The 26,804-nt window shown below is 71.4% G+C and carries 24 protein-coding genes and 1 tRNA gene; 8 read left to right on the forward strand and 17 right to left on the reverse strand.

Annotated features, from left to right (window positions below; genetic code table 11):
• Positions 1-64: 64 nt before the first annotated feature.
• Positions 65-2,014, reverse strand: a complete 1,950-nt coding sequence (gene acs / locus MKK55_RS20580) for an acetate--CoA ligase (protein ID WP_243937400.1) — start codon at positions 2,012-2,014, stop codon at positions 65-67.
• Between the two features lie 335 nt (positions 2,015-2,349).
• On the reverse strand, positions 2,350-5,112 hold the full coding sequence (locus MKK55_RS20585) for a PAS domain-containing protein (RefSeq protein WP_243937402.1): 2,763 nt from the start codon (positions 5,110-5,112) through the stop codon (positions 2,350-2,352).
• A 227-nt stretch (positions 5,113-5,339) separates the two neighbouring features.
• Between MKK55_RS20585 and MKK55_RS20590 the strand changes: the two genes are divergently transcribed.
• Entirely contained in the window at positions 5,340-5,828 is a 489-nt protein-coding gene (locus tag MKK55_RS20590; protein ID WP_147726829.1) for a phasin, read from the forward strand.
• Positions 5,829-5,991: 163 nt separating this feature from the next.
• The gene (locus MKK55_RS20595) at positions 5,992-6,324 is read left to right on the forward strand and encodes a hypothetical protein (RefSeq protein ID WP_243934524.1); all 333 of its coding nucleotides are present in this window, start codon (positions 5,992-5,994) and stop codon (positions 6,322-6,324) included.
• A 212-nt stretch (positions 6,325-6,536) separates the two neighbouring features.
• Here MKK55_RS20595 and MKK55_RS20600 read toward each other — a convergent pair whose 3' ends face one another.
• From MKK55_RS20600 to MKK55_RS20620, 5 genes are all read right to left on the reverse strand, one after another.
• Positions 6,537-7,208 (reverse strand): L,D-transpeptidase, encoded by a 672-nt coding sequence (locus MKK55_RS20600; RefSeq protein ID WP_243937404.1) that lies wholly within the window; start codon positions 7,206-7,208, stop codon positions 6,537-6,539.
• 139 nt (positions 7,209-7,347) lie between these two features.
• The gene (locus MKK55_RS20605; protein WP_147726835.1) at positions 7,348-8,166 is read right to left on the reverse strand and encodes a transglutaminase-like domain-containing protein; all 819 of its coding nucleotides are present in this window, start codon (positions 8,164-8,166) and stop codon (positions 7,348-7,350) included.
• A gap of 68 nt (positions 8,167-8,234) precedes the next feature.
• Positions 8,235-9,134, reverse strand: a complete 900-nt coding sequence (locus MKK55_RS20610) for a transglutaminase N-terminal domain-containing protein (RefSeq protein ID WP_147726837.1) — start codon at positions 9,132-9,134, stop codon at positions 8,235-8,237.
• Positions 9,135-9,295: 161 nt separating this feature from the next.
• Positions 9,296-9,829, reverse strand: coding sequence for a response regulator (locus MKK55_RS20615; RefSeq protein WP_147726851.1), 534 nt, complete (start codon positions 9,827-9,829; stop codon positions 9,296-9,298).
• A gap of 230 nt (positions 9,830-10,059) precedes the next feature.
• Positions 10,060-11,256, reverse strand: a complete 1,197-nt coding sequence (locus MKK55_RS20620; protein ID WP_147843539.1) for a transglycosylase SLT domain-containing protein — start codon at positions 11,254-11,256, stop codon at positions 10,060-10,062.
• 279 nt (positions 11,257-11,535) lie between these two features.
• Here MKK55_RS20620 and alaS point away from each other — a divergent pair, with 279 nt between their 5' ends.
• Positions 11,536-14,214, forward strand: a complete 2,679-nt coding sequence (gene alaS, locus MKK55_RS20625; RefSeq protein WP_243937406.1) for an alanine--tRNA ligase — start codon at positions 11,536-11,538, stop codon at positions 14,212-14,214.
• A 4-nt stretch (positions 14,215-14,218) separates the two neighbouring features.
• On the opposite strand, the gene MKK55_RS20630 is transcribed toward alaS, so the two are convergent.
• From MKK55_RS20630 to aroQ, 3 genes are all read right to left on the reverse strand, one after another.
• Complete coding sequence (locus tag MKK55_RS20630; RefSeq protein WP_147726843.1) at positions 14,219-14,650, reverse strand: DUF2147 domain-containing protein; 432 nt, start codon at positions 14,648-14,650, stop codon at positions 14,219-14,221.
• An 88-nt stretch (positions 14,651-14,738) separates the two neighbouring features.
• On the reverse strand, positions 14,739-15,293 hold the full coding sequence (locus MKK55_RS20635) for a hypothetical protein (RefSeq protein WP_243937408.1): 555 nt from the start codon (positions 15,291-15,293) through the stop codon (positions 14,739-14,741).
• Between the two features lie 140 nt (positions 15,294-15,433).
• Positions 15,434-15,889: a type II 3-dehydroquinate dehydratase gene (gene aroQ / locus MKK55_RS20640; RefSeq protein ID WP_147844049.1), complete on the reverse strand. Its 456-nt coding sequence runs from the start codon at positions 15,887-15,889 to the stop codon at positions 15,434-15,436.
• Positions 15,890-16,066: 177 nt separating this feature from the next.
• Between aroQ and MKK55_RS20645 the strand changes: the two genes are divergently transcribed.
• Positions 16,067-16,912: a 3-keto-5-aminohexanoate cleavage protein gene (locus MKK55_RS20645; protein ID WP_147859419.1), complete on the forward strand. Its 846-nt coding sequence runs from the start codon at positions 16,067-16,069 to the stop codon at positions 16,910-16,912.
• A 1-nt stretch (position 16,913) separates the two neighbouring features.
• Entirely contained in the window at positions 16,914-17,687 is a 774-nt protein-coding gene (gene pcaD, locus MKK55_RS20650; RefSeq protein ID WP_243937410.1) for a 3-oxoadipate enol-lactonase, read from the forward strand.
• Between the two features lie 39 nt (positions 17,688-17,726).
• Here the strand turns inward: pcaD and MKK55_RS20655 are convergent, their stop codons facing one another.
• Both MKK55_RS20655 and MKK55_RS20660 read right to left on the reverse strand, forming a co-directional pair.
• Entirely contained in the window at positions 17,727-17,948 is a 222-nt protein-coding gene (locus tag MKK55_RS20655; protein WP_243937412.1) for a hypothetical protein, read from the reverse strand.
• A 369-nt stretch (positions 17,949-18,317) separates the two neighbouring features.
• Positions 18,318-18,393, reverse strand: a tRNA-Ala gene (locus MKK55_RS20660).
• A gap of 342 nt (positions 18,394-18,735) precedes the next feature.
• Here MKK55_RS20660 and aroA point away from each other — a divergent pair.
• The gene (gene aroA / locus MKK55_RS20665; protein ID WP_243937413.1) at positions 18,736-20,085 is read left to right on the forward strand and encodes a 3-phosphoshikimate 1-carboxyvinyltransferase; all 1,350 of its coding nucleotides are present in this window, start codon (positions 18,736-18,738) and stop codon (positions 20,083-20,085) included.
• Between the two features lie 5 nt (positions 20,086-20,090).
• On the forward strand, positions 20,091-20,738 hold the full coding sequence (gene cmk, locus MKK55_RS20670) for a (d)CMP kinase (RefSeq protein WP_243937415.1): 648 nt from the start codon (positions 20,091-20,093) through the stop codon (positions 20,736-20,738).
• A 40-nt stretch (positions 20,739-20,778) separates the two neighbouring features.
• On the opposite strand, the gene moaD is transcribed toward cmk, so the two are convergent.
• From moaD to MKK55_RS20690, 4 genes are all read right to left on the reverse strand, one after another.
• Positions 20,779-21,030 (reverse strand): molybdopterin converting factor subunit 1, encoded by a 252-nt coding sequence (gene moaD, locus MKK55_RS20675; protein ID WP_147728238.1) that lies wholly within the window; start codon positions 21,028-21,030, stop codon positions 20,779-20,781.
• Between the two features lie 84 nt (positions 21,031-21,114).
• Positions 21,115-21,714: a CDP-diacylglycerol--glycerol-3-phosphate 3-phosphatidyltransferase gene (gene pgsA, locus MKK55_RS20680; RefSeq protein WP_147844136.1), complete on the reverse strand. Its 600-nt coding sequence runs from the start codon at positions 21,712-21,714 to the stop codon at positions 21,115-21,117.
• A 72-nt stretch (positions 21,715-21,786) separates the two neighbouring features.
• Positions 21,787-23,856, reverse strand: coding sequence for an excinuclease ABC subunit UvrC (uvrC, locus tag MKK55_RS20685; RefSeq protein ID WP_147728239.1), 2,070 nt, complete (start codon positions 23,854-23,856; stop codon positions 21,787-21,789).
• Between the two features lie 75 nt (positions 23,857-23,931).
• Entirely contained in the window at positions 23,932-24,660 is a 729-nt protein-coding gene (locus tag MKK55_RS20690; protein WP_147844133.1) for a chemotaxis protein, read from the reverse strand.
• A gap of 246 nt (positions 24,661-24,906) precedes the next feature.
• On the opposite strand from MKK55_RS20690, the gene MKK55_RS20695 reads away from it, so the two are divergent.
• On the forward strand, positions 24,907-25,668 hold the full coding sequence (locus MKK55_RS20695) for a L,D-transpeptidase (protein WP_243937417.1): 762 nt from the start codon (positions 24,907-24,909) through the stop codon (positions 25,666-25,668).
• Between the two features lie 121 nt (positions 25,669-25,789).
• Here MKK55_RS20695 and MKK55_RS20700 read toward each other — a convergent pair whose 3' ends face one another.
• Positions 25,790-26,536: a DUF2076 domain-containing protein gene (locus MKK55_RS20700; RefSeq protein WP_243937419.1), complete on the reverse strand. Its 747-nt coding sequence runs from the start codon at positions 26,534-26,536 to the stop codon at positions 25,790-25,792.
• Positions 26,537-26,804: the final 268 nt, after the last annotated feature.

Genomic DNA, 26,804 nt, shown 5'->3' on the forward strand with positions numbered 1-26,804 from the left:
CGGACGCCCTGGGGCATCCGCCTCGGTGAGCGGGTCGAGGCCCGCCCGTCGTCGCAGACCGGCCCTAGACGGCGCGGTTCTGTCGATTCTCGATCAGGTCGTCGACCACCGCGGGCTCGGCGAGCGTCGAGGTGTCGCCGAGCGAGGAGAAGTCGTCCTCGGCGATCTTGCGCAGGATGCGGCGCATGATCTTGCCCGAGCGGGTCTTGGGCAGGCCGGGAGCGAACTGGATCAGGTCCGGCGAGGCGATCGGCCCGATGTCCTTGCGGACCCAGGTCACGAGCTCCTTGCGCAGCGCGTCGTCGCCCTCCTCGCCCTCGTTGAGGGTGACGTAGGCGTAGATGCCCTGGCCCTTGAGGTTGTGCGGGTAGCCGACGACCGCCGCCTCGGCGACCTTCGCATGGGCGACCAGCGAGGACTCGACCTCGGCGGTGCCCATGCGGTGACCCGAGACGTTGATCACGTCGTCGACCCGGCCGGTGATCCAATAATAGCCGTCCGCGTCGCGGCGGGCGCCGTCGCCGGTGAAGTACTTGCCCGGATAGGTCGAGAAGTAGGTCTGCTCGAAGCGCTCGTGGTCGCCGTAGACGGTGCGCATCTGGCCGGGCCAGGACTCGGTGATGCAGAGGTTGCCCTCGCACGGCCCGTCCAGGACCTTGCCCTCGGCATCGACCATCGCCGGCTGCACGCCGAAGAACGGGCGCGTGGCCGAGCCGGGCTTCAGCCGGGTCGCGCCGGGCAGCGGGGTGATCAGGATGCCGCCGGTCTCGGTCTGCCACCAGGTGTCGACGATGGCGCAGCGCGAGTCGCCGACGACCTTGTAGTACCAGTCCCAGGCCTCCGGGTTGATCGGCTCGCCGACCGACCCGAGCACGCGCAGGCTGGCCCGCGAGGTCTTCTTCACCGGCCCTTCGCCGCCGCCCATCAGCGAGCGGATCGCGGTCGGGGCGGTGTAGAAGATGTTGACCTTGTGCTTGTCGACCACGTCCCAGAACCGGGAATTCGACGGGTAGGTCGGGATGCCCTCGAACATCAGCGTCGTCGCGCCGTTGGCGAGCGGCCCGTAGACGATGTAGCTGTGGCCGGTGACCCAGCCGACGTCGGCGGTGCACCAGTACACCTCGCCCTCGCGGTAATCGAAGACGTACTGGTGCGTCATCGACGCGTAGACGAGGTAACCGCCGGTGGTGTGGACCACGCCCTTGGGCTGGCCGGTCGAGCCCGAGGTGTAGAGGATGAAGAGCGGGTGCTCGGCCTCCACGGCCTCGGCCGGGCACTCGTCGGTCACCTGCTCGGCGGCCTCGTGGTAGTACACGTCGCGGCCCGGCTCCATCGCCACGTCGCTGCCGGTGCGGCGCACCACGACGACGTGGTCGACGACGTCCTTGCCGAGGCGCGCGATCGCCGCGTCGACGTTCGCCTTCAGCGGCACCTTGCGCCCGCCGCGCAGGCCCTCGTCCGCGGTGATCACGATCTTCGAGGCGCAGCCCTCGATGCGCGAGGCCAGCGAATCGGGCGAGAAGCCGCCGAAGACGATGGAGTGCACGGCGCCGAGGCGCGCGCAGGCCAGCATGGCGTAGGCGGCCTCGGGGATCATCGGCATGTAGATCGTGACGCGATCACCCTTCTCGACGCCGCGGTTGCGCAGCACGTTCGCCATCCGGCAGACCTGCGCATGCAGCTCGCGGTAGGTGATGTGCTTCGACTCGTTCGGGTCGTCGCCTTCCCAGATGATCGCGGTCTCGTCGCCGCGGGTCTCGAGGTGCCGGTCGACGCAATTGTAGGCGACGTTGGTCTTGCCGTCCTCGAACCACTTGATCGAGACCTGGCCCGGCTCGAAGCTGGCGTTCTTGACCTTGGAGAACGGCGTCATCCAGTCGATGCGCTTGCCGTGCTCGCCCCAGAACGCGTTCGGGTCGGCAACCGAGGCGGCGTACATCTCGCGATACTTGGCGTCGTCCACATGGGCGCCCTCGCGCCATGTGTCCCGAACCTCGACGACCTTCCCGTCCATCTCGCGTCTCCCTGATTGGTGCCCGATCGTATCGCAGTTGTCCGCGCAGCCGGGGCTTCCAAAGATTATCGTCGTCGTCGTCGTAACACCAATCGCCGCCCCCCGCCCGACCCGCATCCGGCCGAAGGCGACACAATTCCTGCTAGGGGCGCCCGGAGAGGGCTGTCAAGCCGGTTTTCCTGCCCCAAGGTCGGGGCCCGTTCGAGCCCGACCCTAAGTCCCGTCGTCGTCCCTCGGTGGGATGGTCTGCACGGCCCCGCTTGAAGAGTCTAACGGTGACGACGAATTTCGAACCGGTCCTCTGACAAAGGCCGGGGATTGTCTCGGCGTGCCACTCACCCCGTCCGGAATTCCGTTCCTGGGAGAAGAATCTCCACCAGGGTGCCGTCGTTGCCCCGGGTCGAGATGCGCAGCGAACCGTGATTGGCCTCGACCAGGGCCTTGGTCAGCGGCAATCCGAGCCCGGCGACGTGCGACTCGCTGCCGCTGCGGGAGTCGTGCCCGTCCTCGGGCTCGGCGGAGCGTGCGCCCGGGCCGGTGCCGCGCACCTTCAGCGCGATGCCGCCGCGCTCGCCCGGCGTCGTCGAGACGATCACCTGGCCGCCGGCCGCCGTCGCGCGGATCGCCTCGCCGATCACCGTCAGCGCCGCCTGCCGCAGGGAAGGCTCGTCCCCCTCCAGCGGTGCGAGATCCGGTGAGAAGCTGGTGCGCAGGACGATGCGCCCGCGCGCCGCCTCGGGCTGCAGCAGCTCGACGCAGCCGGAGACCAGCTCGTTCAGGGGCAGCGGCCGGACGGACAGCGCGAGGCCGCCGGATTCGATGGTGGCGATGTCGATCAGGTCGGAGACGAGGCCGCGCACGTGGTCGCCCGCCGCTCGGATCGCGCGCAGCGTCGTGCGGTAGCGTTCGTCGACCGGCCCGTGCGGCTCCACGAGGATGCCGTCGGCGAGGCCGACGATCCCCTCGACCGGCGTGCGGATCTCGCGATCGAGGCGATTGAGGAAGGCCGCGCGATCGAAGTCCGGCCGCGCCCGCGCGGCATCGTCGGGCGCAGGCCGCAGCAGGGCGACGCGGGCCCCGTCCCGGCCGGACACGCGCAGCGTCAGCAGACGGCCACCGGCGGCGGCGATGCGCGTCTCGGTGCCGAGCCCGGCGATGCCGGCACGCACCGCGTCGCGCTGCGCGGCCTCGAACAGGGTGTCGAAGCCGGTGCCGACCACCTCGCGGGGATCGCATCCGAACAGGCCGGCGGCGGCCCGGTTCATCGCGACGATGCGGGAGGCCGGGTCGAGGGTGACGACGCCGTCGTCGAGGGCGTCGAGGGTCGCACGCGCGTCCGCGGCGTGGCCGTCGCGAAACGACTGGGCGAGGCGTTCGGCCGCCCGCTCGCGGGCCGGATCGGCCTCGTCGACCACGCGCAGGATCATGCAGGTCGCCGGCTCTCCTCTCCAGGTCGTCGGCCCGCGCTCGATGGCGACCGGACGGCTGCCGCCCTGCGCGGTCTCGACGATGCGCGGGCCGGCGGAGGCGCCGGTACCGGCGACGCGGTCGGCCGGGGCAAGCCCGGGGAACAGGCGATGGAGGCCCGCGGCCTGAAGGCTCGCGAGGTCGGCGTATCCGGTGAGGTCGAGGAGGCGGCGGTTGGCCGCCAGCACCGCGTCGCCGCGGTGGATCAGCATCGAAAGGGGGAGGTCGTCCAGGGGCGGAGCGACGTCGTCCGGCTGCACCGGCGTCTCGGGCTCCGCGACCCTGGGCGTCGGGAACGGCATCACCGCTCCGCCCGCGCCGCGCGCATCCGCGGCGTCGGCCGGGTCCCGGATCTCGTCGTCGCCGGCGTAGCGGGCACCGAGCGCGCGGGCGATCTCGCGGAAGGCCGCGTGCTCGGTCACCGACAGGGCGGCGTCGGCGCCCTCCTGCACCGCGACCGGGCTTTCGCTGGGCGGGCTCTGCTCGACGGGCGCCGGCTCGGAGTCCGGCAGGACCGCGATCGGCGCAGGGGCGGCGTCGATATCTGGCACCGGCGCCGGGCCACGGGCACCGGACCAGGGATCGCGCGCGAATGGATCGCCGGCCCAATGGCTGCCGAAGCGGGCGGCGGTGATCGTCGCCGGCGGCCACGCGGCCTTGCGGATGTCGGGCAGCGTGCGATCGGCTCCCTCGGAGCCCGGGCCGCCCGCCTCCGCGTCGGGCGGGGAGACGGCGTGGGGCAGCTGGGGATCGGGAACGGGGACGACCGGATCCGGACCGGCTTGCGCCGCATCGGTCGGGGGTTCCAAGGCTGCCGACGGTGCAATCACCGCGCGCACCACGCCGTACCCGCCCAATCCCGAGAACGTGTCGCCGCTGCGGCCGAGGCAGGCGCCGGACAGGTCGAGGACGAGCGCACCGATCGGGCCGGCGTCCAGCACGGCCGGCAGCGCCCGAAACGTGCGCCGGGATCCGACCGCGGCGAGGAACGCGTCTGCATCGCGCAAGCGGCCGGCCCCGGCGAGGTCGGCCCAGCTGTGCCCGACGAGGCGCGGCGCGAGCGGCCCGAACGATGCCCCGGAGATCGTCGCGAGGCGGTCCGCGGCATCGCTCCGCCAGACGAAGCGATCGCCGGCCATGGGCACGACCGCGTCGCCCGGATCGCGCGCGATCGGCGCCGCGGCCGCGACCGGAGCGGCCGGCATGACGTGATCGTCCGGCCGATCCGTGGTCGCGGGCGGAACCGGGCGCGGGCGGAAGGCGGGGAGGGGACCGACCGCGATCAGGAGTAGGGCGGGGGCGCCGTCGATCGTGCCGCCGGCGATCAGGCAGGCGGTCGGCGGCGCGATCCGCCGCGGATCGAGGCGCAGGCGCACCAGCCGCGGCCGCTCGGTGCCGCCGACGGCACGGATGTGGCCGGCGAGGGCCGGGTTCAGCGTCCCGGCTTCGTCCGAGACCGCGTCGCGGAACGGGACGGCCGCGGCGGAGGCGTGCAGGATCGCCGTCGCGGCCGCGTCGAGGACGAGGTAGGCCCGCGCCGAATCAGCCAGCGTCGCGGCGAGGACGGGATCGCCCGCCCAGGCCTCCAGAGCGGCCGTGAGGCCTGCACGCGTGCTGTCGCCAACGTTCAACGAAGTGTCCCCATCGGCCGCGTCCCGGCCCGTTCGGTTACGGAAATATGATTGTACCGTGCTTATTGTAGGCGGAGCGCCGAAGGGTGCTGGACCTTTCTCGCGCCCGTCACACGTTTACCTCGCATCAACGTTAATGCTGCCTCGCCGGGTGGCGTACGATGATACCTGTGTTATTGTGCAGCGCACAATGATGCATCAACCGGCAACGTGAGAGGAGACGAGCGATGAGCACCCCCCCGACCTACGAAGTCCCGACCGAGATGCGCGATTTCGCCGAAAAGAGCGTCGACCAGGCCCGCAAGGCCTTCGACAGCTTCATCGGCGCCGCACGCCGCACCGCGGAGACCGTGACCGGGTCCACCGAGGCGACCCGGACCAGCGTGAAGGACGTGTCCGCCCGCGGCTTCGAGTATGCCGAGCAGAACGTCAACGCCGCCTTCGACCTCGCCCAGAAGCTCGTCCGCTCGAAGGACGTGCAGGAGGCGATGCAGCATCAGGCCGAGTTCGTGCGCAGCCAGTTCGCCGCGATCCAGGCGCAGGCCAAGGATTTCGGCGGTCTCGCCCAGAGCGCGATGCAGCAGGGTGCCGAGCGCGCGAAGTCCGTGATGCAGGAAGGTGCCGACAACGCCCGCAAGGCGATGGAGCAGGGAACGGATGCCGCCAAGCAGGCGGCGCACGATGCGCAGGACGCCGCCAACAAGGCGACGCACTGAGCCCTGCAAACCATGCCCGCCCCTTCGGGGGGCGGGCCACGGGCAATCGCTCACCGGCCCGCCTCCGATCGTCGGGGGCGGGCCGTCTCGTTTTCGCCGGGTTTCCGCGAGCATGCCTGCATCGGCCCGAACAGGGTTCCTACGTTCCGCCGATAGGGATGCCATGCGACAGATCACACGCCTCGGCCTCGCCGCCCTGCTCACGACCTTGGCCTTGCAGGCCGCCGACGCCCAGTATTACGACGCGCCGCCCCGCGGGTACGACGAGCGCCCGGCCTACGACGAGCGCCCGACCTACCCGCGGCGGCGCGAGCGGCCGGCCCCGGCCCGCCCGGTCGGCCTGAACTGCGATGCGGTCCAGCAGGGCCTGACCGGCCCGCAACCCTATTCCTGCCCGCTTCCGGGCCCGCGGCCGCTGGGCGCGCGCTGCTTCTGCGACATGCCGATCGCCTCGTTCAGCCAGCCGCAGACGGCGGTCGGCCGCGTCGTTCCCTGACGCGCGACCGCCTTCGCACCGCGAGGTCGAGGCCTCGAATGCGCGCCCGACGCCTCCCGCGTCTCCGTATCGACGGCTGCGCGGATCGCCGGCGCGGGGCTCGAGCCCGCGGAGCCGAGCGAAGCGGCGCCGAGGTGTTCAGACGAGACGGGCCGCGCCACCCTCTCGGATGACGCGGCCCTCATGATTTCGCAGACAGGTGCGCTGTCGGATCAGTTCAGGACCACGACCTTGGCGCCAACCTTCACGCGCTCGTAGAGGTCGGTGACGTCGTCGTTGGTCATCCGGATGCAACCCGACGACACGGCCTGGCCGATCGTGTCCGGCTCGTTCGAGCCGTGGATGCGGTATTCGGTGTTGCCGATGTACATGGCGCGGGCGCCGAGCGGGTTCTCGATGCCGCCGGCCATGTAGCGCGGCAGGTCGGGGCGGCGGGCGATCATCGCGGCCGGGGGCGTCCACGACGGCCACTCCTTCTTGGCGGTCACGGTCTTGGTGCCCGACCAGGTGAAGCCGGGACGGCCGACGCCGACGCCGTAGCGGATCGCCTCGCCGTTGGGCATCACGAAGTACAGGCGACGCTCGGCGGTCGAGACGACGACCGTGCCCGGAGCATAGTTGCCGTTGAACGCCACGATCTCGCGCTGGATCGGCTGGACCTGCGCCTGCGGCGCGGCCTGCACGCCCTGGCCGTAGCCCGGCTCGTAGACGGGACGCTGGCCGTAATAGTCACGGCTCTGCGTACCCTGGTAACCGTAGGACTGATCTTCCTCGTATCCGGCATCGGTGCCGAAGGGATCGTAGGTCGAGGCGGCCATGGCCGGCACGCTGGCAACAATCGAGAATCCGAGGAGGGCGGCGAGAGCGGTGGCTGAGGTCTTCATGATGTGGCCTACCTGTGCAGTAACCTTTGCTATTACAAGCGTGAGCATAGGCAGAGGGTTCCACGGGCCGGCGAAGATTTCAGGAGCGTGGGAATACGTAAGCCGCGAAGACGTCGTCGCGCCGATCGAGGGCGCGAGATCACGCCACCTCGTCGGTGTGCACGTCGAAGCGGGCGAGGGGCGCGTAGCCGAAGTTGGTGGTGATCGCGACGTCGGTGGCGTCGCGCCCGCGCGCCATCACGATCCGCCCGATGCGCGGCGTGTTGTGGCGGGCGTCGAAGGTGTACCAGCACCCGCCCTGCGGCCCTTCGAGGTAGACCTCGAACCAGGCGGAGAAGTCCATCGGCGCCGGATCCTTCGGAACGCCGATGTCGCCGAGATAGCCGGTGCAGTAACGCGCCGGGATGTTCATGCAGCGGCAGAAGGTGACGGCCAGGTGCGCGAAGTCGCGGCACACGCCCTCGCGCTGCATGAAGCCGTCATGAGCGCTGCGGGTGGCGTCGGCGCGCATGTAGTCGAAGCGGATGCGCTCGTGGGTGTAGTCGACGATCGCCTGGACGCGCGCCCAACCTTCCGGCGTGCTGCCGAACAACGACCACGCGGTCTGCGAAAGCTTGTCGGTGTCGCAGTAGCGCGAGCCCAGCAGGTAGACGAGGACCTCGTCGGGCAGGTCCTGCACCGGGATCTGCCGCGCATCCGGCACGAACGCGTCGGGCTGCCCGGAATCCTGCACCGTGAAGTCGGCCGAGATCGTCAGCAGCCCGGGCGGCGCGACGATGCGATGGCAGATGTTGCCGAAGCCGTCCTCATACTGGTGGCAGGGGATCGGCGGATCGAAGGCGATCGCCTGCGGCGACAGCAGGTCCGGCAGCCGCGACGGGTGGACGCTGAGCATCAGGATCATCGGCATCGGCTGCGCCGAATCGAAGGCGATATCGAAACCGGTCCTGATCTTCATCGCGCCACCTGCCAACCTTCCTCAACGAAGCATACGTTCATGATGCCCGCACCGGCGTGTCGGTACCCCTATTGCGCGGGGGCGAGCTCCAGCGCCGGCTTCTCGGTCACGGCGACGTCGACGCGCATGCCGAGGTCGTCGCTCGCCAGACCGAAATACGACCCGTGCAACGGCACCGCCTGCCGCGGGTCGCGGGCGATGGCGACGCGGATCAGGTCGCGATTGCCGACGATGCCGTTGGTCGGGTCGAACTCGATCCAGCCGGCCCCCGGAAGATAGACGCCGACCCAGGCATGGGTCGAGCCGCCGCCGACGTGGCGGTCGCGGTCGTTGCGCGGATTGTAGAGGTAGCCGGAGACGAAGCGCGCCGCCATGCCGAGGGAGCGGACGCCCTCCATCATCAGCACCGCGAAGTCGCGGCACGATCCGCGCTTCAGGCGGAGCGTCGTCACCGGGTCCTGCACGCCCTTCTCGCTGCGGGCGAGGTAGGTGAAGTTGCGGCGGATGCCGCGGGTCATGTCGGCGAGCAGGTCCTGCGTCGGGATGCGGCCGTCGGCCGGGATGAAGCTGCGCGCCCAGGCGTCGACCACGTGGTGCGTGTCGGGCCATTGCCGCTCGATCGAGCGCGACAGGTCGGGCATGTCCTCGACGCCGTAGCCAAACGGGTAGTGGGTCGCGTGCGGCGCCAGCGGGAAGACCGGAGCGTGCTCGGGCGTATGGTCGAGGGTGATGCCGCAGGTGAAGCGCAGGGTGTCGCTGCGCGTGTCGAAGCTCGCGATCGCGACGCAGTTGCCGAACACGTCGAACATCCAGCGCACGCTGGCCGGCAGCGGGTCGATGTCGAGGGTCGCCTCGATCAGGCGCTGATCGTAGCTGTCCCGCGGGCGGAACATGATCCGGTGCTCGCCGAAGGAGACCGGGCGGCGGTAGCGGTACACGGTGAGGTGCCGGACGGACAGGATCGGCAAGGACGTAACACTCCGCGGATGCGCCGGTGCGACGTCCGTGCTGCAAATTTCACGCCCACATGCCCGTTTCGGTCCGGGACGGCGATCGAAGCGGCCGATGCCGCGTTCCATGCAGAGCCGGACGATGCCGTCGACGCGAAGGGTAGCGCGCAGGGCCGGCGTCAGAGGATCGGCGGTGCCGGCTCGCCGACGGCCCGTTCCGCCTCCACCAGCACGTCGAAGGCGCGCCACGGCTTCTGGATGAACACCGCCTCAGGCGGGATCTCGGGGCGGCCGACGCAGTGGCCCGACGTGATGACGAGCCGCGCCCGCGGCCACAGCGTCGCGACCGCATGGGCAAGCTGGAGGCCGTCCATCTCGCCGGCCAGACGCACGTCGGCGAAGACCAGGGCGACGTCGCCGCCCCGTGCCTGCAGCACCGCGAGCGCCGCTTCGGCGCTGTCGCAGCCGACGACCGAAAGCTCGGTCTCCTCGAGCAGCGCCTCCGCGAGGCCGCGAACCTGGGGATTGTCCTCGACGACGAGGGCGATCCGCTCGGCCCGCGGGGCAGGGGGCGCCGCAGGCTTCGCGACGTCGCCGTCGGATTCGGATTGCCGGACCTTGCGCACGAGCGCAGCCAGATGCTCCGGCACGCCCTCGGCGACGAGGCTGTCGTAGAACGATGCCAGCGTCTCCCCGATCCGGTCGAGGGGTATGTCGGGGCTCAGCGTGTCGATGGGCCGGTGTCGGAGCGGTTTGGTCAAGAACTTCCCCCGAAGTCTTCGCGTCGCGGGCCGCGGATGCGGAGTCGCTTGAAGAAAGAAGTCGGGAAAGCGCAGTCAGTTGCGCCGGCTTCACGATTCAGGCGGCCGTTTGATCCTTGCGGACGGCCGATCCCCGAGGCGCCCGATACCTGGAGCGCCCGAGATACCTGGGGCGGCCGATCCTAGCGGGCGGCCGCGTCGGCGTCGGCGTAGGCCATCACGCCCGACACGGCGCGGACGTCGCGGTAGCGAGCGCCGCGGGCGCTCATCATCGCCTCGAACTTCTCGTGGACCTGCGCGACCGACAGGCTCGCGGCCTTGCGGCGGCGGTTGCGCTCGGAAGCGAAGAAGATCGAGCGGTTGGCCCGCGCCGGGCCCGGCAGCAGCTTGGCCGCGGCGGCGCCGGGCTTGTCGACGACCTGGGCGAGGAACGATTCGGCATCGTCCGGCCCGAGGAAGTGGGCGAGGTAGACCTCGCCCAGAGACAGCTCGCGCCCGATCCGCAGGGCGATGCGGGCGGCATCGCGCTTCAGCATCTCGCCCGCCAGAAGCGCCGAGAGGTAGGGATCGCGGCGCAGCTCGAGGATCCGGGTGCGCTCGGCGGCGTCCGTCACCGTCGGCCGGTCGTTGGAATCGGCGACGATCAGCGCCGCCTCCTTCTCCATCCCGTACTTGGCGCCGAAGTCGCGCACGCAGCCGAGCCAGGTCCGCTCGATGAACTGGTACAGGCCGGTGGCCGAGGAGGTCTTGGCCTGCACGGCGGTGATGAAGCTCGACTCCTTGTCGGCCACCGCCATCAGCAGCACCGGGTCGGTCTGCACGGCCTGGGCGGCGCGGACGATGGTCTGGACGATGTGGCGGCGGATCTTCATCGGCCCGAACTCGAGCACGTCGTTCGGGTCGCCGCCGGCGCTCTCCGAGAGCAGGAAGTCGTAGGAGACCCGGTCGACCGCGTTGGACCCGAGCTCGGTGTCGAGATCGTGGACCGCGGCGAAGGCCGAGGAGGCGCGCAGCACCACCGGCGGCTCGGCGACGACGGGCGGCAGCGCGCTCACCTGGATGCGGGGGCGGGGCATCGGGATCTCGGTGGCGGCCTGGGCCGAGGACACCGCATTCTCGAGGCCGATCTTGCCGAGCTCGACGCCCGAGCCGATCAGCAGCGCGCTCAACGCGCCGGCGAACAGCGACATCGACAGGACGGAGCGGGCGAGCGCCGGACGGCTGCCGTGGCCGCGGCCGACCGGGGCGGAAAGGGTGATGCAGTCGGTGGCGCCCGCCCCGAAGCGACCCGTGGACGCCGATTTGGACGCGCCCTTGCCGACGGCGGCGGAGCCGGACGCGATGGCCTTGCGAGACGTTCCGACGGTGCGGCCCTGCATGTGCGTCCCAAAATCCCGGTTTCGCGCCGATTGCGGCGCCACCCCCCGATCTGGCTTGACAGATGTGGCGACAACACGGCCGAGGCTGGACCATTCCGGTCGTGCCGGCGGTTTCCGGGGGCCGGCCGGCCATCACCCGTTCCTCCGGCGATGGTGGGGCGCGATGTGAGCCCGTGACTTGGCGCCCGTCCCTCCGTATGAGGGCGCATCCGCGACGAACGGCCCGGGACGGCCGGGCGTCGCCGCGCGAAAAAGCCCGGCCCAGCACAGAGTTATCCGATGAGCGGCGTCAACGAGATCCGGTCGGCCTTCCTCGACTACTTCGCGGGTGCGGGGCACACGATCGTGCCGTCGTCCTCGCTGGTGCCGAAGAACGACCCGACGCTGATGTTCACCAACGCCGGCATGGTGCAGTTCAAGAACGTCTTCACCGGCGTCGAGAAGCGGCCCTACGTGCGGGCGACGACGGCGCAGAAATGCGTCCGCGCCGGCGGCAAGCACAACGACCTCGACAACGTCGGCTACACCGCGCGCCACCACACCTTCTTCGAGATGCTCGGCAACTTCTCCTTCGGCGACTACTTCAAGCCGCAGGCGATCGAGCTGGCCTGGACCCTGATCACCAAGGAGTTCGGCCTCAAGCCGGACCGGCTCCTCGTCACGGTCTATGCCGACGACGACGAGGCGGCGACGCTCTGGAAGAAGATCGCCGGCTTTTCCGACGACAAGATCATCCGCATCGGCACCTCGGACAACTTCTGGCAGATGGGCGACACCGGCCCCTGCGGGCCGTGCTCGGAGATCTTCATCGACCAGGGCCCGGGGCTCGCCGGCGGCCCGCCCGGCTCGCCCGACGAGGACGGCGACCGCTTCCTCGAGTTCTGGAACCTCGTGTTCATGCAGTACGAGCAGGTCGAGCCGGGCAACCGGCTGGTCCTGCCGCGGCCGTCGATCGACACCGGCATGGGCCTGGAGCGCATGGCCGCGATCCTCCAGGGCGTGACCTCGAACTACGAGACCGACCTGTTCCGGTCGCTGATCGATGCCGTGTCGCACGCGGTCGGCCGCCCGCCCGAGCCCGCGAACGTCGCCTCTTACCGGGTGATCGCCGACCACCTGCGCGCCGGTTCCTTCCTGATCGCCGACGGCGTGCTGCCGGGCAACGAGGGCCGCGGCTACGTGCTGCGCCGCATCCTGCGCCGCGCCATGCGCCACCTCGAGCTGCTCGGCTCGCGCGAGCCGGCGATGTTCCGCCTCGTGCCGACGCTGGTGCGGGAGATGGGCCAGGCCTACCCCGAGCTGGTGCGGGCCGAGAGCCTGATCTCCGAGACCCTGCGCCTCGAGGAGACACGCTTCCGCCGCACCCTGGAGCGCGGCCTCGCGATCCTCGACGCCGAGACCCGCGACCTCGCCACCGGCCAGAACCTCGCCGGGGAGACCGCCTTCACCCTCTACGACACCTACGGTTTCCCCCTCGACCTGACGCAGGACGCCCTGAAGGCCCGGGGCATCGGCGTCGACACGGAGGCGTTCGGCCTCGCGATGCAACGCCAGAAGCAGGCGGCGCGCGCGGCGTGGTCGGGCTCGGGCGAGGCCGCCACCGAGACGGTGTGGTTCTCGGTGCGCGACCGGACCGGCGCCACCGAGTTCCTGGGCTACGAGGCCGAGAGCGCCGAGGGCGTCGTGACGGCGCTGCTGCGCGACGGCGCCGAGGTCCAGGCCCTGCAGGCCGGTGAGAGCGGGCTGCTCATCGCCAACCAGACGCCGTTCTACGCCGAATCCGGCGGACAGGTCGGCGACACCGGCACGCTCGCCGCGCCGGGGCTGAAGGCTCGCGTGACCAACACCGAGAAGAAGCTCGGCGACCTGTTCGTCCATCACGTCACCGTGGAGGCGGGCACACTGAGCCTCGGCCAGGCCGTCGAGCTGAAGGTCGACCACGCCCGCCGGGCCGCGATTCGCGCCAACCATTCCGCCACCCATCTGCTGCACGAGGCCCTGCGGCAGGTGCTCGGCGACCACGTCGCGCAGAAGGGCTCGCTGGTCTCCCCCGAGCGCCTGCGCTTCGACATCAGCCACCCGAAGCCGATCGAGGCGGCCGAGCTCGCCCGCGTCGAGGACATCGCCAACGCGGCGCTGCTGCAGAACGTGCCGGTGGTGACCAAGCTGATGGCGGTGGACGAGGCAATCGAGTCCGGGGCGCGCGCGCTGTTCGGCGAGAAGTACGGCGACGAGGTCCGCGTCGTCTCCATGGGCCGGCCGGTGGACGATGCCGGCACGGAGATCGAGGGCGGCCGCCTGCCGAACTTCTCGATCGAGCTTTGCGGCGGCACGCACGCTGCGCGCACCGGCGACATCGGCACCATCACGATCCTCGCCGAGAGCGCGGTCGGCGCCGGGGTGCGCCGCATCGAGGCGATGACCGCCGACGCCGCCCGCCGCCACCGCGGCGAGGAGAGCCGCACCCTCGGGGCGCTGGCCTCCCAGCTCAAGGCGCCGGTGGCGGAGGTGTCCGACCGGCTCTCCGGGCTGCTGGAGGATCGCCGCCGGCTGGAGCGCGAGGTCTCGGACCTGCGCAAGAAGCTGGCGATGGGCGGCAGCGCCGGAGGCGGCGACGAGGCGACCGAGGTGGCCGGCGTCAAGCTGATGGCGCGGGCGATCGAGGGCGTCGAGATGCGCGACCTCAAGAGCCTGGCCGATGCCGGCAAGCAGAAGCTCGGCTCCGGCATCGTCGCCATCGTCGGCGTCGGCGCCGACGGCAAGGCCGGCCTCGTGGTCGGCGTCACCCCGGACCTCACCGAGCGCTACGACGCCGTCGCCCTGGTGCGGGCCGGCGCAGGCCATCTCGGCGGCAAGGGCGGCGGCGGCCGCCGCGACATGGCCCAGGCCGGCGGCCCGGAGGGCGCCGGCGCGAAGGCCGCCCTCGACGCGATCACCGCGGCGGTGGCGGCGGGCTGACGGCTCAGCCCACCCGCTTCCAGGTCTGGCGCTTGCAGAAGACGCTCATCACGCAGCCCGAGACCTCGATCGCGTTCGGGCCGGTCATCTTGAGCGAGCCGGAATAGGTCTTCCCGTCCTTCGGGTTGTAGAGGGTGCCGGAATAGCCGTCGCCCGACGGGCTCGTGGCGTTGACGATCTGGACGCCGACGACGCTGCGGGTGCGCAGGGCCGGGTCCGGGTTGTTGGCGTCGAGGCCCTTGCCCGCGGTGCTGACGATGGTGCCGCAGAAGCCGGCGCCGCACCGCGTCAGCCGCACCTTCGAGTCGCCGGTCTCGGTCAGCCAGATCCCGGCCGGGTCGGCGGCCTTCTGCGCCTGCGCGCCGCTGCCGACGAGGCAGGACGCGACGAGGCAGGCGGCGAAGAGGGTGGGAGCGAACACAGTTGCCGGTCTCATGCGGATCCTCCGAGCGTGCCGCCCGTCCGGGCGATCGGCCCGGCAATAGCCGTGCGCACCGAAGTCCCGCAAGACGCAGCGGCGGCTGCTAAGGTCCGCGCCCGAGCACGGCCCCGAGATAGGTCTCGGCGACCTCGCAGAACGGCAGGCCGGCCCCGGTCGCGAGCACCGCGTCGACCTCGAACAGCGGGTCGTCCGGACCCGGGGCGGGGGCGCCGGGATCGCGGAGCGGGCGGAGCGCGACGTTGCGGCGGGTCGGCGCGAGCGGGCGCACCACCCGGCCAAACGGCGCGTCGGTCTCGTCCAGGGCCGCGTTCATGGCGGGCGTCAGCCGGCCCGGCACGTACCAGTTGTCGGCCTCGGACAGGACGTGGACGCCGCAGGCGAGCCGGACGCGCCGGTAGCGGACCGGCTCGTCCGGCGCGAGGCCGAGACGCTTGCGTTGCGCCGCGTCGAGGGGCTTCTCGGCCCCCGGGACCCGACGGGCGACGAGGTGCGGCTCGGCCGACAGGCCGCGCTCGGCGCACCACGCCTCCAGCACCGCGGTCGCGCTGTGGCCGGACAGGATGCGGGCCTGGAGGGCCTCGATCAGTCCCGTCGTCGCCTCGGGCGGCGGAACCGGTTCGGCCGAGACGGGACGCATCGAACCGAACATCGCCATCGCAAGCAGGAGGAGCGCCCGGACCGACGGAGGCGGGCTCGCGCTACGCCATAGGCATCGGCGGCCGAACCGTCCATGCGCCGCGTGCGCGCTGCCCGCCCGGCCCACCGCCCCGTCCCGCATCAGCGCGCCGCCTCGGCTTGGCCGATCAACGTCGCGACGCGGCGCAGCGCCAGGCCGTAGCCTTCGGTGCCGAGCCCGGCGATCACGCCGTCGGCGCGCAGCGAGACGTAGGAGTGGTGCCGGAAGGCCTCGCGCTTGTGCACGTTCGAGATGTGAACCTCGATCACCGGGCCGTCGAAGGCGTTGAGCGCGTCGAGCAGCGCCACCGAGGTATGGGTGAAGGCGGCCGGGTTGATGACGATGCCGGCGGCCTCGTCCCGCGCCGCGTGGATCCAGTCGATCAACGCGCCCTCGTGATTCGACTGCCGGAACTGCAGCGCGAGCCCGAGCTCGCCGGCGAGCGCCCGGCAGGCGGCCTCGACGTCGGCCAGGGTCTCGTGGCCGTAGATCTCCGGCTGGCGCCGGCCGAGGAGGTTCAGGTTCGGGCCGTTCAGCACGGTGACGAGACGGCTCATGACATCCTCCTTCGCGCGGCCCGCGCACGGACGCTCGACCCATGAACCGCCGCGGCCGCGGCATCAAGCGGGCCGACAGAGCGGCGGCGCTGTCTCCGCCCCGGGCTTTGCGCGCGGGCGCGGCGGTCTACATCCCGCGAGAATCGCGCGAGGACGCGGCCGAGCCACGGAGTGACCATGAGCCAGATCGAGACCAGCGCGCCCGTGGTGATCGCCGTGGCGATCACCGGCTCGGTGCCGCGCAAGGCGGACAACCCGGCGCTTCCCGTGACGGTGGCCGAGCAGATCGAGTCGACGCACCAGGCCTTCGAGGCGGGGGCGACGCTGGCCCACATCCACGTGCGCAACGACGACGAGACCCCGTCCTCCGATCCTGACCGCTTCGCCGCCGTGCAGGAGGGCCTGCGCAAGCATTGCCCCGGCCTCGTGGTGCAGTTCTCCACCGGCGGGCGCGGGCGCGACCCGGCGAGCCGGGGTCTCTCGCTGCAGCACCGGCCGGACATGGCCTCGCTCTCGACCGGTTCGGTCAACTTCCCGACCATCGTCTACGAGAATCCGGCCGCCCTCGTCACCGACCTCGCCACGCAGATGACGCGCTTCGGCGTGCGGCCGGAGATCGAGATCTTCGACCTGTCGCACCTCCACGGCGCCCGCCGCCTCGTCGAGGCCGGCCTGATCGACGCGCGGCCGCACGTGCAGTTCGTGATGGGCGTCCAGAACGCGATGCCGGCCGACGAGCACCTGCTCGACATCCTGCTGGCCGAGACCCGGCGCATCCTGCCCGGGGCGACCTGGACGGCGGCCGGGATCGGCCGCAACCAGGCGGTGGTGATGGAGTGGGCGCTGGCGCGCGGCGCCGATGCGGTGCGCACCGGGCTCGAGGACAACATCCGCATCGCCAAGGACCGGCTCGCCGCGAGCAACGCCGAGCTCGTCGGGCTCGCCGCCGAGGCGGTGCGCCGCCACGGCCGCCGGCCGGCGACACCGGCCGAGGCCCGCGCCGCCCTCGGGCTGGCGGCCTGAGATGGCTCACCTGCCCCTGAACCACATCCTCACCGGCCCGGAGGACGCACCGGTGGTGGCGTTCTCCAACTCGCTCGGGACGACGCTCGCCATGTGGGACGCGGTGGTGCCGCACCTGGCCGACCGTTACCGCATCCTGCGCTACGACACCCGCGGCCATGGCGGCTCGGCGACGCGGGACGCGCCGGCCGAGATCGACGATCTCGCCGGCGACCTGCTCGCGCTGCTCGATGGGCTCGGCATCGACCGCATCCACGCCGTCGGCCTGTCGCTCGGCGGCATGACGATGCAGGCGCTGGCGAGCGCCGCGCCCGACCGCGTGGCGAGCCTAACCCTGATGGCGACGGCCGCCCACATGCCGAGCGAAGCGAGCTGGAACGCGCGCGCCGCGACGGTGCGCGAGGCGGGACCGCAGGCGATCGTCGCGGCGACCCTCGGCCGCTGGTTCACGCCGGGCTTCTCCGAACGGCATCCGGAGGTGATCGCGCCGATCCGCACGGCGTTCATGGCCTGCGATGCGGCCGGCTACGCGGTCTGCTGCGGCGCGATCGGGCGCATGGACCTGCGCCCGCGTCTGCCGGCCATCACCGCCCCGACGCTGGTCGTCGCCGGCCGCGAGGACCCCGCGACGCCGCCCGCGATGGCCGAGGAGATCTGCCGGGGCATCCCCCAGGCGGAACTGGTGACGCTGCCGCACGCCGCCCACCTCCTCGCCGTCGAGCGGCCGGACGCGGCCGGCGCCTACCTCGCGCAGTTCCTCGACCGGCACCGGTAGGCGCCAGCCGAAAGCGGCGTCGCGGTGCGAGCTGCGGCGTCAGCGGACGATGGTGACGGGCCGCGCCATCGCAGGTCTCCGGCCGATCCGGTTCGGCGGGCGCCGATCGCGCGTCGCGGCGAGGCCGAGCGCGGCCGCCATGCCCGCGGTGCTCCCGCCGAGGGGGATCGCCAGCAGCGCCATGAGGAGGCCGAACTTGGCCAGGAGCAGGATCGACAGCCCCGCGCCGAAGACCGCCGCCATCACGATCGCAACCATCATAGCCTCACACAACCAGTGATTGAAGATGTAAGGTCGCGATCGGCGGTTCGGTTCCGGCCGCCCTCGTGCGACGACCGTCGACGCGAGCCGTGAGGGTCGATGCGATCGGTCGACAATGGGCACGCGACGTCATCCGCGCGTGATGCAGTCACCAGCGTCGGCGAACCCGACGGCAGCCCGTAACGGCAGATTCTTCTGAAAACCGCGCCGTTCGATGGCAGATAGAAACCGTACCTGGTCTCGGTCGTAGACGTGGCGGCGGCCTGCCTATCGTACGGGATGTCGGCACAAGATCGTATGGGGCAGCGATGGGACATCGTCCCTGCCGAACCCTTCTCGGACAGCCGTATTCGCGTCTGAGAGGGAGAGTGGTGGAGCCTAACGGGATCGAACCGATGACCTCTTCCATGCCATGGAAGCGCTCTCCCAGCTGAGCTAAGGCCCCACTCTCGTCCACCGCGGCTCTGGAGGTCCGCGCTGGTGTCTCGCTGGCCCGGCGATGCCGTCCGGCGAGGGCGGTTCTATAGGCGGGCCTCGGATCGGACTCAACCCCCTTTTTGCGGAAAAGTGATCGGCGATCGTTCGCCGGCGACATTCGATGCGTCCAGGGCGGCGGCGGACCGTCGGATCGGCGCCGCAGCTCGGATGACGGATCGCGGCGCGCGTGATAACCGACCGCCCCATGTTCCCGCGCGGCGCCACGCGTCGCACCGGCTTTTCGGCGCCTCAGCGCCTCCTCTGGCGATCCCGCGGCCCCGGCCCGGATCCCTCGCGAAGTTGACCGCCCGTGTCGCACGATTCCGAGCCGACCCCGCTTTCCGCCGCGCCCGGCGCGCCCCTGCGCGGACGGCTGCGGCCGCCGGGCGACAAGTCGATCTCGCACCGCGCGATGATCCTCGGCCTGCTCTCCATCGGCGAGACGCGGGTGGAGGGCCTGCTGGAGGGCGACGACGTGCTGCGCACCGCGGCCGCGGCCCGTGCGCTCGGCGCCTCCATGGAGCGCCTGGGGGAGGGACGCTGGGTGGTGCGCGGCGTCGGCATCGGCGGCCTGTCCGATCCGGCCGAGACCCTCGACTTCGGCAATGCCGGCACCGGCTCGCGGCTGATGATGGGCGTCGTCGGCGGCCAGCCGGTCACGGCGACCTTCGACGGCGACGCCTCCCTGCGCAGCCGGCCGATGCGCCGCATCCTCGATCCGCTCCGGCTGATGGGCACCCAGGTGCTCGCGGAGGCCGAGGACGGCCGCGTGCCGCTGACGCTGCGCGGCCCGCGCGAGGCGATCCCGATCCGCTACGAGACGCCAGCCGCCTCGGCGCAGATCAAGTCCGCGGTGCTCCTCGCCGGCCTCAACGCCCCGGGCACCACCACGGTGATCGAGGCCGCGGCCACCCGCGACCACACCGAGCGGATGCTGCGCCTGTTCGGCGCCGAGGTCTCCGTCACCCCGCACGGGCCGGACGGCCACGGCCGCGCGGTCGCGCTCACCGGCCAGCCGACGCTGCGCGGCACCGAGGTGGTGGTGCCGGCCGACCCGTCGTCGGCCGCCTTCCCGCTGGTGGCGGCGCTGATCGTGCCCGGCTCCGAGATCACGATCGAGGGCGTGATGATGAATCCGCTGCGCACCGGGCTGATCACGACGCTGATCGAGATGGGCGCCGACATCGAGCGCCTGCGCGAGCGCGAGGAGGGCGGCGAGACCGTCGCCGATCTGCGCGTGCGCGCGAGCCGCCTCAAGGGCGTCGACGTGCCGGCCGAGCGGGCGCCGGCGATGATCGACGAGTACCCGGTGCTCGCGGTCGCCGCCGCCTTCGCCCATGGCACCACGCGGATGAACGGCCTGCACGAGTTGCGGGTCAAGGAATCGGATCGCCTCGCCGCGGTCGCCGCCGGGCTCAAGGCCAACGGCGTCGCCCACCTGATCGAGGGCGACGACCTCCTCGTCCACGGCGACGGCGCCGCGCCGCCCGGGGGCGGCACGGTCGCGACCCATCTCGACCACCGCATCGCCATGGCGTTCCTCGTGATGGGGCTGGCCACCGCCGAGCCGGTCACCGTCGACGACGGCGCGATGATCGCCACGAGCTTCCCGAGCTTCCTGCCGACGATGCAGGCGCTCGGCGCCGGGATCGGGGAATAGGCCCGATGCCCGACAATTCGACAGCCATGGTCATCGCCATCGACGGCCCGGCCGCCTCCGGCAAGGGCACGCTCGCCCAGCGCCTCGCCCGGCACTACGGCCTGCCCCACCTCGACACCGGCCTGCTCTATCGCGGCGTCGCGCTGACCCTGCTCGACGCCGGCGCTTCCCTCGACGACGAGGCCGCCGCGGCGCGGGCGGCCGAGGGCCTGATCGCCGACCGCCTCGCCGATCCGCGCCTGCGCGACCGGGCGATGGGGGAGGCGGCCTCGCGCATCTCGGCGGTGCCGGCGGTGCGCGCGGCCCTGCTCGCGTGGCAGCAGCGCTTCGCCGGCACCAGCGCCGGCGCGGTGCTCGACGGGCGCGACATCGGCACGGTGGTGTGCCCGGACGCGCGCGTGAAGCTGTTCATCACCGCAGACGCCGCCGAGCGCGCCCGCCGCCGCCACCGCGAGCTCGAGAGCCGCGGCGAGACGACGACGCTGGCCGCCATCCTCGCCGACATCGAGGCGCGGGACGCCCGGGACGCGGCGCGGAGCACGGCGCCGCTCAGGGCGGCCGACGACGCGGTACGGCTCGACACCACCTATCTCGACGCCGACGAGGCCTTCGCCGCCGCCCGCGCGGTGGTCGACCGCGCCCGCGCGCAGTGACGATGACCGGGGCGGTGGTGGCGCTCGCCCTGCGTCGGTCCTAGCCGCCGGTCATCGGTGGGAAGAACGCGATCTCCCGCGCGCCCGCGATCGGTGCGTCGGGCTTGGCGTGGACCTTGTCGATCGCGGCGCGGACCACGCCGTCCTTCTCGAAGGCGTGGGCGTATTCCTCGCCCCGCCCCTTGAGCCAGCCGATCAGGTCGCCCACCGTCGCGACCTCGGCCGGCGGCGTCACGGTCTCCTCGGGGCGTCCGACGCGCTCGCGCACCCAGGCGAAATAGACGAGCTTCATGGTTCGGTTTCCTCGGGTCGCACCCGATGCACGAGGTCGCTTCTCCCTCTGCCGCAGCGGGCGAGGAAGCCTGGCGGGATCACCCTATCGCGGATCGTCGATCACGTGCTTGATGCCGGCGCGCATGTAGTCCCAGCCGGTCCACAGCGTCAGGGCGGCGGCGAGCCAGAGCAGGACGAGGCCGATCCGCTCGGTGCCGGGCAGGATCGTCTCGCCGGCCGGCCCCGCGACGAGGAAGCCCAGCGCCACGAGCTGCACCGTGGTCTTCCACTTGGCGACCTTGCTCACGGGCACGCCGACCTTCAGCTCGGCGAGGTACTCGCGCAGGCCCGAGACCAGCACCTCGCGGCACAGGATCACGATCGCCGCCCAGACGGAGGCGCCGACGATGGTACGGTCGGCCACCAGCATCAGCAGGCAGGCGGCGACCAGCAGCTTGTCGGCGATCGGATCGAGCATCCGGCCGAGCGCCGAGCTCTGCGCGTAGGTGCGGGCGACGTAGCCGTCGAGGTAGTCGGTGATCGCGGCGAGCACGAACACCGCCAGCGCCGTGAAGCGCATGGTGATCGCGTCGGGCCAGAACAGCAGCGCGACCATCACCGGGACGGCGACGAGGCGGCCGTAGGTCAGGCAGTTCGCGAGCGTCCAGGCCTGCGACCGGCGTCGGGGGAGGACGGCGTTCATCGGGCCGGTGAAATCATGCGCCTGCCTGAGCGTCAACCGTTCCGATGCGTCGCCGATGCCGTCGCTCATGCGTCAGCCGCCCGCATGGAAGAAGTCGTAGACGGCGCGCGCGGTGGCGGCGTTCACGCCGGGCGTCTTGGCGAGGTCCTCGTAGGCCGCCCGCTCGATCGCCTTCACGGTGCCGAACTGGTGCAGGAGCGCGCGCTTGCGGCTCGGGCCGATGCCGGCGATCTCGTCGAGCGGGTTGCGCACCAGCTCGCGCTTGCGCTTGGCCCGGTGGGTGCCGATGGCGAAGCGGTGCGCCTCGTCGCGCAGGCGCTGCACGAAGTAGAGCGTGGGATCGCGCGGCGGCAGCTTGAACGCCGGCCGGCCGGGGATGAAGAAGGTCTCGCGGCCGGCGTCCCGGTCGCGCCCCTTGGCGATGCCGACCAGCGCCACGTCGGCGACGCCGATCTCCTCCAGCGCCTTGCGCGCGGCGTCGAGCTGGCCCTTGCCGCCGTCGATGAGCACGAGGTCGGGCCAGGCGGGGAACGCGTCGGCATCCTCGGGCGCCTCGGCCACCGGCTCCGCCGGACCGCCCTCGGTCGCGGCGAAGGCGGCTTCGGCGACGGTGCGCGGCGCCTCCTTCACCAGGCGCTTGAAGCGGCGCTGCAGCACCTCGCGCATCATCCCGTAATCGTCGCCGGGCGTCAGTTCCTCCGACTTGATGTTGAAGGTGCGGTAGTGCGTCTTCATGAAGCCGGACGGGCCGGCGACGACCATGCCGCCGACCGCGTTGGTGCCCATGATGTGGGAGTTGTCGTAGACCTCGATCCGTCGCGGCGTCTTCTCGAGGGCGAAGGCCTGGCCCAGCGCCACCAGCAGCTTGCCCTGCGACGCGGTGTCGGCGAGCCGGCGGCCGAGCGCCTCCTTGGCGTTGCGCTGGGCGTAGTCGACGAGCGCCTTGCGCTCGCCGCGCTGGGGCTGGTGCAGCTCGACCCGGTAGGCGACCTGGCTGGAGAGCGCGGCGGCGACCAGCTCCGCATCCTCGACCGCGTGGCTCGTCAGCACCAGCCGGGGCGCCGGCATCGTGTCGTAGAACTGGCCGATGAACGAGCCCAGCACCTCGTCCGGGGTCATCGAGCGGTCGGCCTTGGGGAAGTAGGCGCGGTTGCCCCAGTTCTGGAAGTTGCGGAAGAAGAACACCTCGATGCAGAACTGCCCGGCCTGCTCGTCGAGGGCGAACACGTCGGCCTCCTCGACCCCTTGCGTGTTGACGCCCTGCACGCCCTGGATCGCCGAGAGCGCGCTGATCCGATCGCGGAAGCGGGCCGCACGCTCGAACTCCATCGCGTCGGAGGCCGCCTGCATCTCGGTGCGCATCCGGTCCTTCACCGCGTTGGACTTCCCGGCGAGGAAGTTCTTGGCCGAGTCGGCCATGCCGGCATAATCCTCCAGCGCGATCTCGCCGGTGCAGGGGCCTGAGCAGCGCTTGATCTGGAACAGCAGGCAGGGCCGGGTGCGGTTCTCGTAGTAGCTGTCGGTGCAGGTGCGCAGCAGGAAGGCCCGCTGCAGGGCGTTCACGGTGCGGTTCACCGCCCAGACGCTGGCGAAGGGGCCGTAATAGCTGCCCTTGCGGCGGCGGGCGCCACGATGCTTGACGATCTGCGGTGCCGGGCCGTCGGCGGTGACGAGGATGTAGGGGAACGACTTGTCGTCCCGCATCAGCACGTTGAAGCGCGGCTTCAGCTGCTTGATCAGGTTCGCCTCGAGCAGCAGCGCCTCGGTCTCGGTGGCGGTGGTGACGAACTCCATCGCCGCCGTCTGCGAGATCATCCGCGCGATGCGGTTGGAATGCGCCTGCCCGCGGGCGTAGGAGCCGACCCGGGCCTTCAGGTTCTTCGCCTTGCCGACGTAGAGCACGTCGCCCTTGGCATCGAACATCCGGTAGACGCCGGGCCCGGAGGGCAGCGTCGTCCAGAACCGGCGGATCACCTCCGTGCCGGCCTCGACGGCGCCGGGCTCGAAATCGAAGTCGATCTCGGGCGCCTCGTCGGCCTGCGCCGGCTCGGCCTCGTCCCGCTCCTCGTCGAAAGCCTCGTCGTCGAAGGCCTCCTGGGGCAGATCCTCGGTGGCGCGACCTGACGGGACTCTCCGGCTCATCGCCGTGATCTAAGCCCGCGAAACTGGCGAGGGAAGGGGCGCGATGCGCAAAGGCGTACCGGCGGACCTCGGCCCTCAGCCGAACAGCGCGTCGATGTCCGACTGGTCGACGTGGCCCGGATCCTCGTCGAGCTTCGGGCCGTTCAGGAGCGAGCGCTCGTCGTCCGGATCGACGACGGCGGCGGGGCCGGCGGAGAACACGTCGCGGAACCCGTCGAGGCCGCTCCAGGCGGCGATCATGCGGTCGAGGTGGGATTCGACGAAGCTCAGGACGTTGACGATCTTGCTGATGCGCTGGCCGGTCAGGTCCTGGAAATTGCAGGCCTCGTAGGCGACGATGACGCGGTCGAGGATGACGTCGACCTTGTCCTGGCCGCCCTTGCCGAGGTTGCCGGCCCGCAGGATGTTGGCGCTCGCCTCGATCTCCTCCAGCGCGGTGAGCAGCGTCGACGTCGCGCGCTCGGTCGACCCGACCACGGCGCCCAGCTCGTCGGCGGCGCGGCGCATGCCCTTGCCGTTGGACTCGGAATGATACAGAGCCGCGATCTCGTCGCGGGTGTTGGTGATCGCCGCCTTCATCACGTCGAGCTCGGAGCGCATCGCCAAGGCTTCGGACAGCTCGCGGCGGCACGCCTCGATGGTCTCGCCGGCGCTCGACTGGGTGATGCGGCGCAGGTCCTGGATCGCCGAGAGGATCTCGTCGAGGCGCGCCCCGCCCTCCACGGGCCCGGCACTGGACATCGTCGTCCCCGCCGCGGGCGGGAGGCCGAGGCTGTCCTCGATGCGGTAGCGCTTGTGAGTCATCGGTTCGAACCGGCCGTCTTGGAAACCCGGATCCGATCTAGGACCGGGAACGGTTGCAGTTTGCTGAAGATCGAAAGCATTCGGTCGGATTTACAGTCGATTCACGTTGCTTCGTGACGACCGGGGCAGCGAAGCCCGTCCGCGACCGATTCACCACGTTCCTTCATCGAATGTCGCGCGTCCCGGTCCGACCCTCTCAACCATGACGGCCGGCATCGAGCCCGGCCGTGGTGCGGGAGTGCGGCGATGCGGACGAGTTGGTGCGTGGGGGCGGCGCTTACCGCATCCGTCTGGTCGGGGGCGGTCCAGGCGCAGGCGCGCTATGCTGAGCCCGACGGATACGGCGGCGGCCTGATCGAATACCTTGTCACCGGCGGCGTCGCCCCACGCGGCAGTGCCCGCCCCGTTGCGGTGGCCCGGCCGGGTTACGCAGGCGCGTCGGCACAATCCGGCGATCCGATCGAACCCTATGGCGTCGCATCGCGAGCCTACGCGGCGCTGCCTCAGGGCCTGCCCGCCCAGGCCGACCCACCTGCCGAGAGCGACCGCATCGCCCGCGCGCCGGATCCGCGCTACGCCCGGCAGGAGGTCGCGTTCTCCGGTCCCCAGCGCCCGGGCACGATCGTGATCGATACGCCGTCGAAGTATCTCTACCTCGTCCAACCCGGCGGCCGGGCGATGCGCTACGGCATCGGCGTCGGGCGGCCGGGCTTCGCCTGGTCGGGCCTCAAGACCGTCAGCCGCAAGGCCGAGTGGCCGGGCTGGACGCCGCCGCCGGAGATGCTGGCGCGCCGGCCGGACCTGCCGCGCCACATGGAAGGCGGCCCCGGCAATCCGCTCGGTGCGCGGGCACTCTATCTCGGCTCGTCGCTCTATCGCATCCACGGCACCAACGAGCCGCACACGATCGGCCAGAACGTGTCGTCCGGCTGCATCCGGATGATGAACGACGACGTGGTCGACCTCTACGAACGCGTGCCGGTGGGGACGCGCGTCGAGGTGATGTGACCGCGGGATCGAACGCAGGAAGGCTCGGATCGCCGAGAGGAGCGACCCGAGCCTTCGACGTCGTCGGACGCATGTCATCCGGCCCGATCCGAGCGGGCCGCGCCCGGATCGGGCCGCGCGATCAGGCCCAGTCGCTGTCGTCGCCGCCACCCAGATCGCCGGCGAAGTCGTCGTTGCCGCCGTCGAAGGCGGTGTCGCTCCCGCCGCCGAGCGGCGCACCAAAATCCGGGGTGCCGCCGGCGTCCGAGCCGAAGTAGTTGTTCTCGACCGTCGTGCCGCCGCCGAGGCCGGCCGCCGCCGCGCTGCCGAGGCTCGAATGGCCGCCGGCGAAGGCGTTCGAGAGGGCGCTGCCGAGCAGCATGCCGCCGGCCGCGCCGGCCGCCATCGGCAAGGCCGTGGCCATGAAGCCGCCGCCGCGAGCCGGCGCCTGCTGCTGGCCGCCCCACGGGCCGCCCTGCTGCGGACCGCCCTGCGGATACCCCTGTTGCGGGTAGCCCTGCTGCGGATACCCTTGCTGCGGGTAACCCTGCGGCGCGCCGCCCTGGTTGCCCCAGGCGCCGCCCGCCCGCTGCTGCGGCTGCGGATCCTGGCGCTGCGAACCGCCGCCGAAGATGCTCGACAGGAACCCGCCGCCACCCGAGGATTGCGGCTGCGCCTGTTGCTGGCGGGCCTGCTCGAGCTGCTGGTTGAGGCTCTTGATCGCCTCCTCCTGCACGTAGATCAGCTGCGCCATCGCGTAGGGCGCATAGGGCTGGGCCCTGAGCTTGTCGGCAATGAAGCGCTCGGCATCCGCGTCGCGGGGCTGGCTGGACGCCTGCTCGAGCCGCTGGAAGATGCCGGAGATGACGTCGCGTTCTTCGCTGTTCATGGAGTCGTCCTCCTCGAATCGAACCCGCGGCATCGTGCGCCGCATGGACCGGTTCCAAGATGGGGAGCACGCCCGAGGTTTGTCAGGGGCGGCGAAGAAATCTTCGCCGTAGGACGATGCGATCGTGCGACGAAAAAAGCCCGGCCTTTCGGCCGGGCTTCTCGGGTCGGGTCGAACCGCGGCTCTGGGCGAGCCGCGGCGGATCCAGCAGGTCCTAGTACGAGCCGAACTTGTAGTTCAGGCCGGCGCGCACGACGGCGAACTCGGT

The sequence above is a fragment of the Methylobacterium sp. J-059 genome (assembly GCF_022829485.1).
Taxonomy (GTDB): domain Bacteria; phylum Pseudomonadota; class Alphaproteobacteria; order Rhizobiales; family Beijerinckiaceae; genus Methylobacterium.

Coding starts and splice junctions, on each gene's coding strand:
- acs (WP_243937400.1), bottom strand. CDS start 2,014: ATGGACGGGAAGGTCGTCGAGGTTCGGGACACATGGCGCGAGGGCGCC.
- MKK55_RS20590 (WP_147726829.1), top strand. CDS start 5,340: ATGAGCACCCCCCCGACCTACGAAGTCCCGACCGAGATGCGCGATTTC.
- MKK55_RS20595 (WP_243934524.1), top strand. CDS start 5,992: ATGCGACAGATCACACGCCTCGGCCTCGCCGCCCTGCTCACGACCTTG.
- MKK55_RS20600 (WP_243937404.1), bottom strand. CDS start 7,208: ATGAAGACCTCAGCCACCGCTCTCGCCGCCCTCCTCGGATTCTCGATT.
- MKK55_RS20605 (WP_147726835.1), bottom strand. CDS start 8,166: ATGAAGATCAGGACCGGTTTCGATATCGCCTTCGATTCGGCGCAGCCG.
- MKK55_RS20620 (WP_147843539.1), bottom strand. CDS start 11,256: ATGCAGGGCCGCACCGTCGGAACGTCTCGCAAGGCCATCGCGTCCGGC.
- alaS (WP_243937406.1), top strand. CDS start 11,536: ATGAGCGGCGTCAACGAGATCCGGTCGGCCTTCCTCGACTACTTCGCG.
- MKK55_RS20630 (WP_147726843.1), bottom strand. CDS start 14,650: ATGAGACCGGCAACTGTGTTCGCTCCCACCCTCTTCGCCGCCTGCCTC.
- MKK55_RS20635 (WP_243937408.1), bottom strand. CDS start 15,293: ATGCGTCCCGTCTCGGCCGAACCGGTTCCGCCGCCCGAGGCGACGACG.
- aroQ (WP_147844049.1), bottom strand. CDS start 15,889: ATGAGCCGTCTCGTCACCGTGCTGAACGGCCCGAACCTGAACCTCCTC.
- MKK55_RS20645 (WP_147859419.1), top strand. CDS start 16,067: ATGAGCCAGATCGAGACCAGCGCGCCCGTGGTGATCGCCGTGGCGATC.
- pcaD (WP_243937410.1), top strand. CDS start 16,914: ATGGCTCACCTGCCCCTGAACCACATCCTCACCGGCCCGGAGGACGCA.
- MKK55_RS20655 (WP_243937412.1), bottom strand. CDS start 17,948: ATGATGGTTGCGATCGTGATGGCGGCGGTCTTCGGCGCGGGGCTGTCG.
- cmk (WP_243937415.1), top strand. CDS start 20,091: ATGCCCGACAATTCGACAGCCATGGTCATCGCCATCGACGGCCCGGCC.
- moaD (WP_147728238.1), bottom strand. CDS start 21,030: ATGAAGCTCGTCTATTTCGCCTGGGTGCGCGAGCGCGTCGGACGCCCC.
- pgsA (WP_147844136.1), bottom strand. CDS start 21,714: ATGAACGCCGTCCTCCCCCGACGCCGGTCGCAGGCCTGGACGCTCGCG.
- uvrC (WP_147728239.1), bottom strand. CDS start 23,856: ATGAGCCGGAGAGTCCCGTCAGGTCGCGCCACCGAGGATCTGCCCCAG.
- MKK55_RS20690 (WP_147844133.1), bottom strand. CDS start 24,660: ATGACTCACAAGCGCTACCGCATCGAGGACAGCCTCGGCCTCCCGCCC.
- MKK55_RS20695 (WP_243937417.1), top strand. CDS start 24,907: ATGCGGACGAGTTGGTGCGTGGGGGCGGCGCTTACCGCATCCGTCTGG.
- MKK55_RS20700 (WP_243937419.1), bottom strand. CDS start 26,536: ATGAACAGCGAAGAACGCGACGTCATCTCCGGCATCTTCCAGCGGCTC.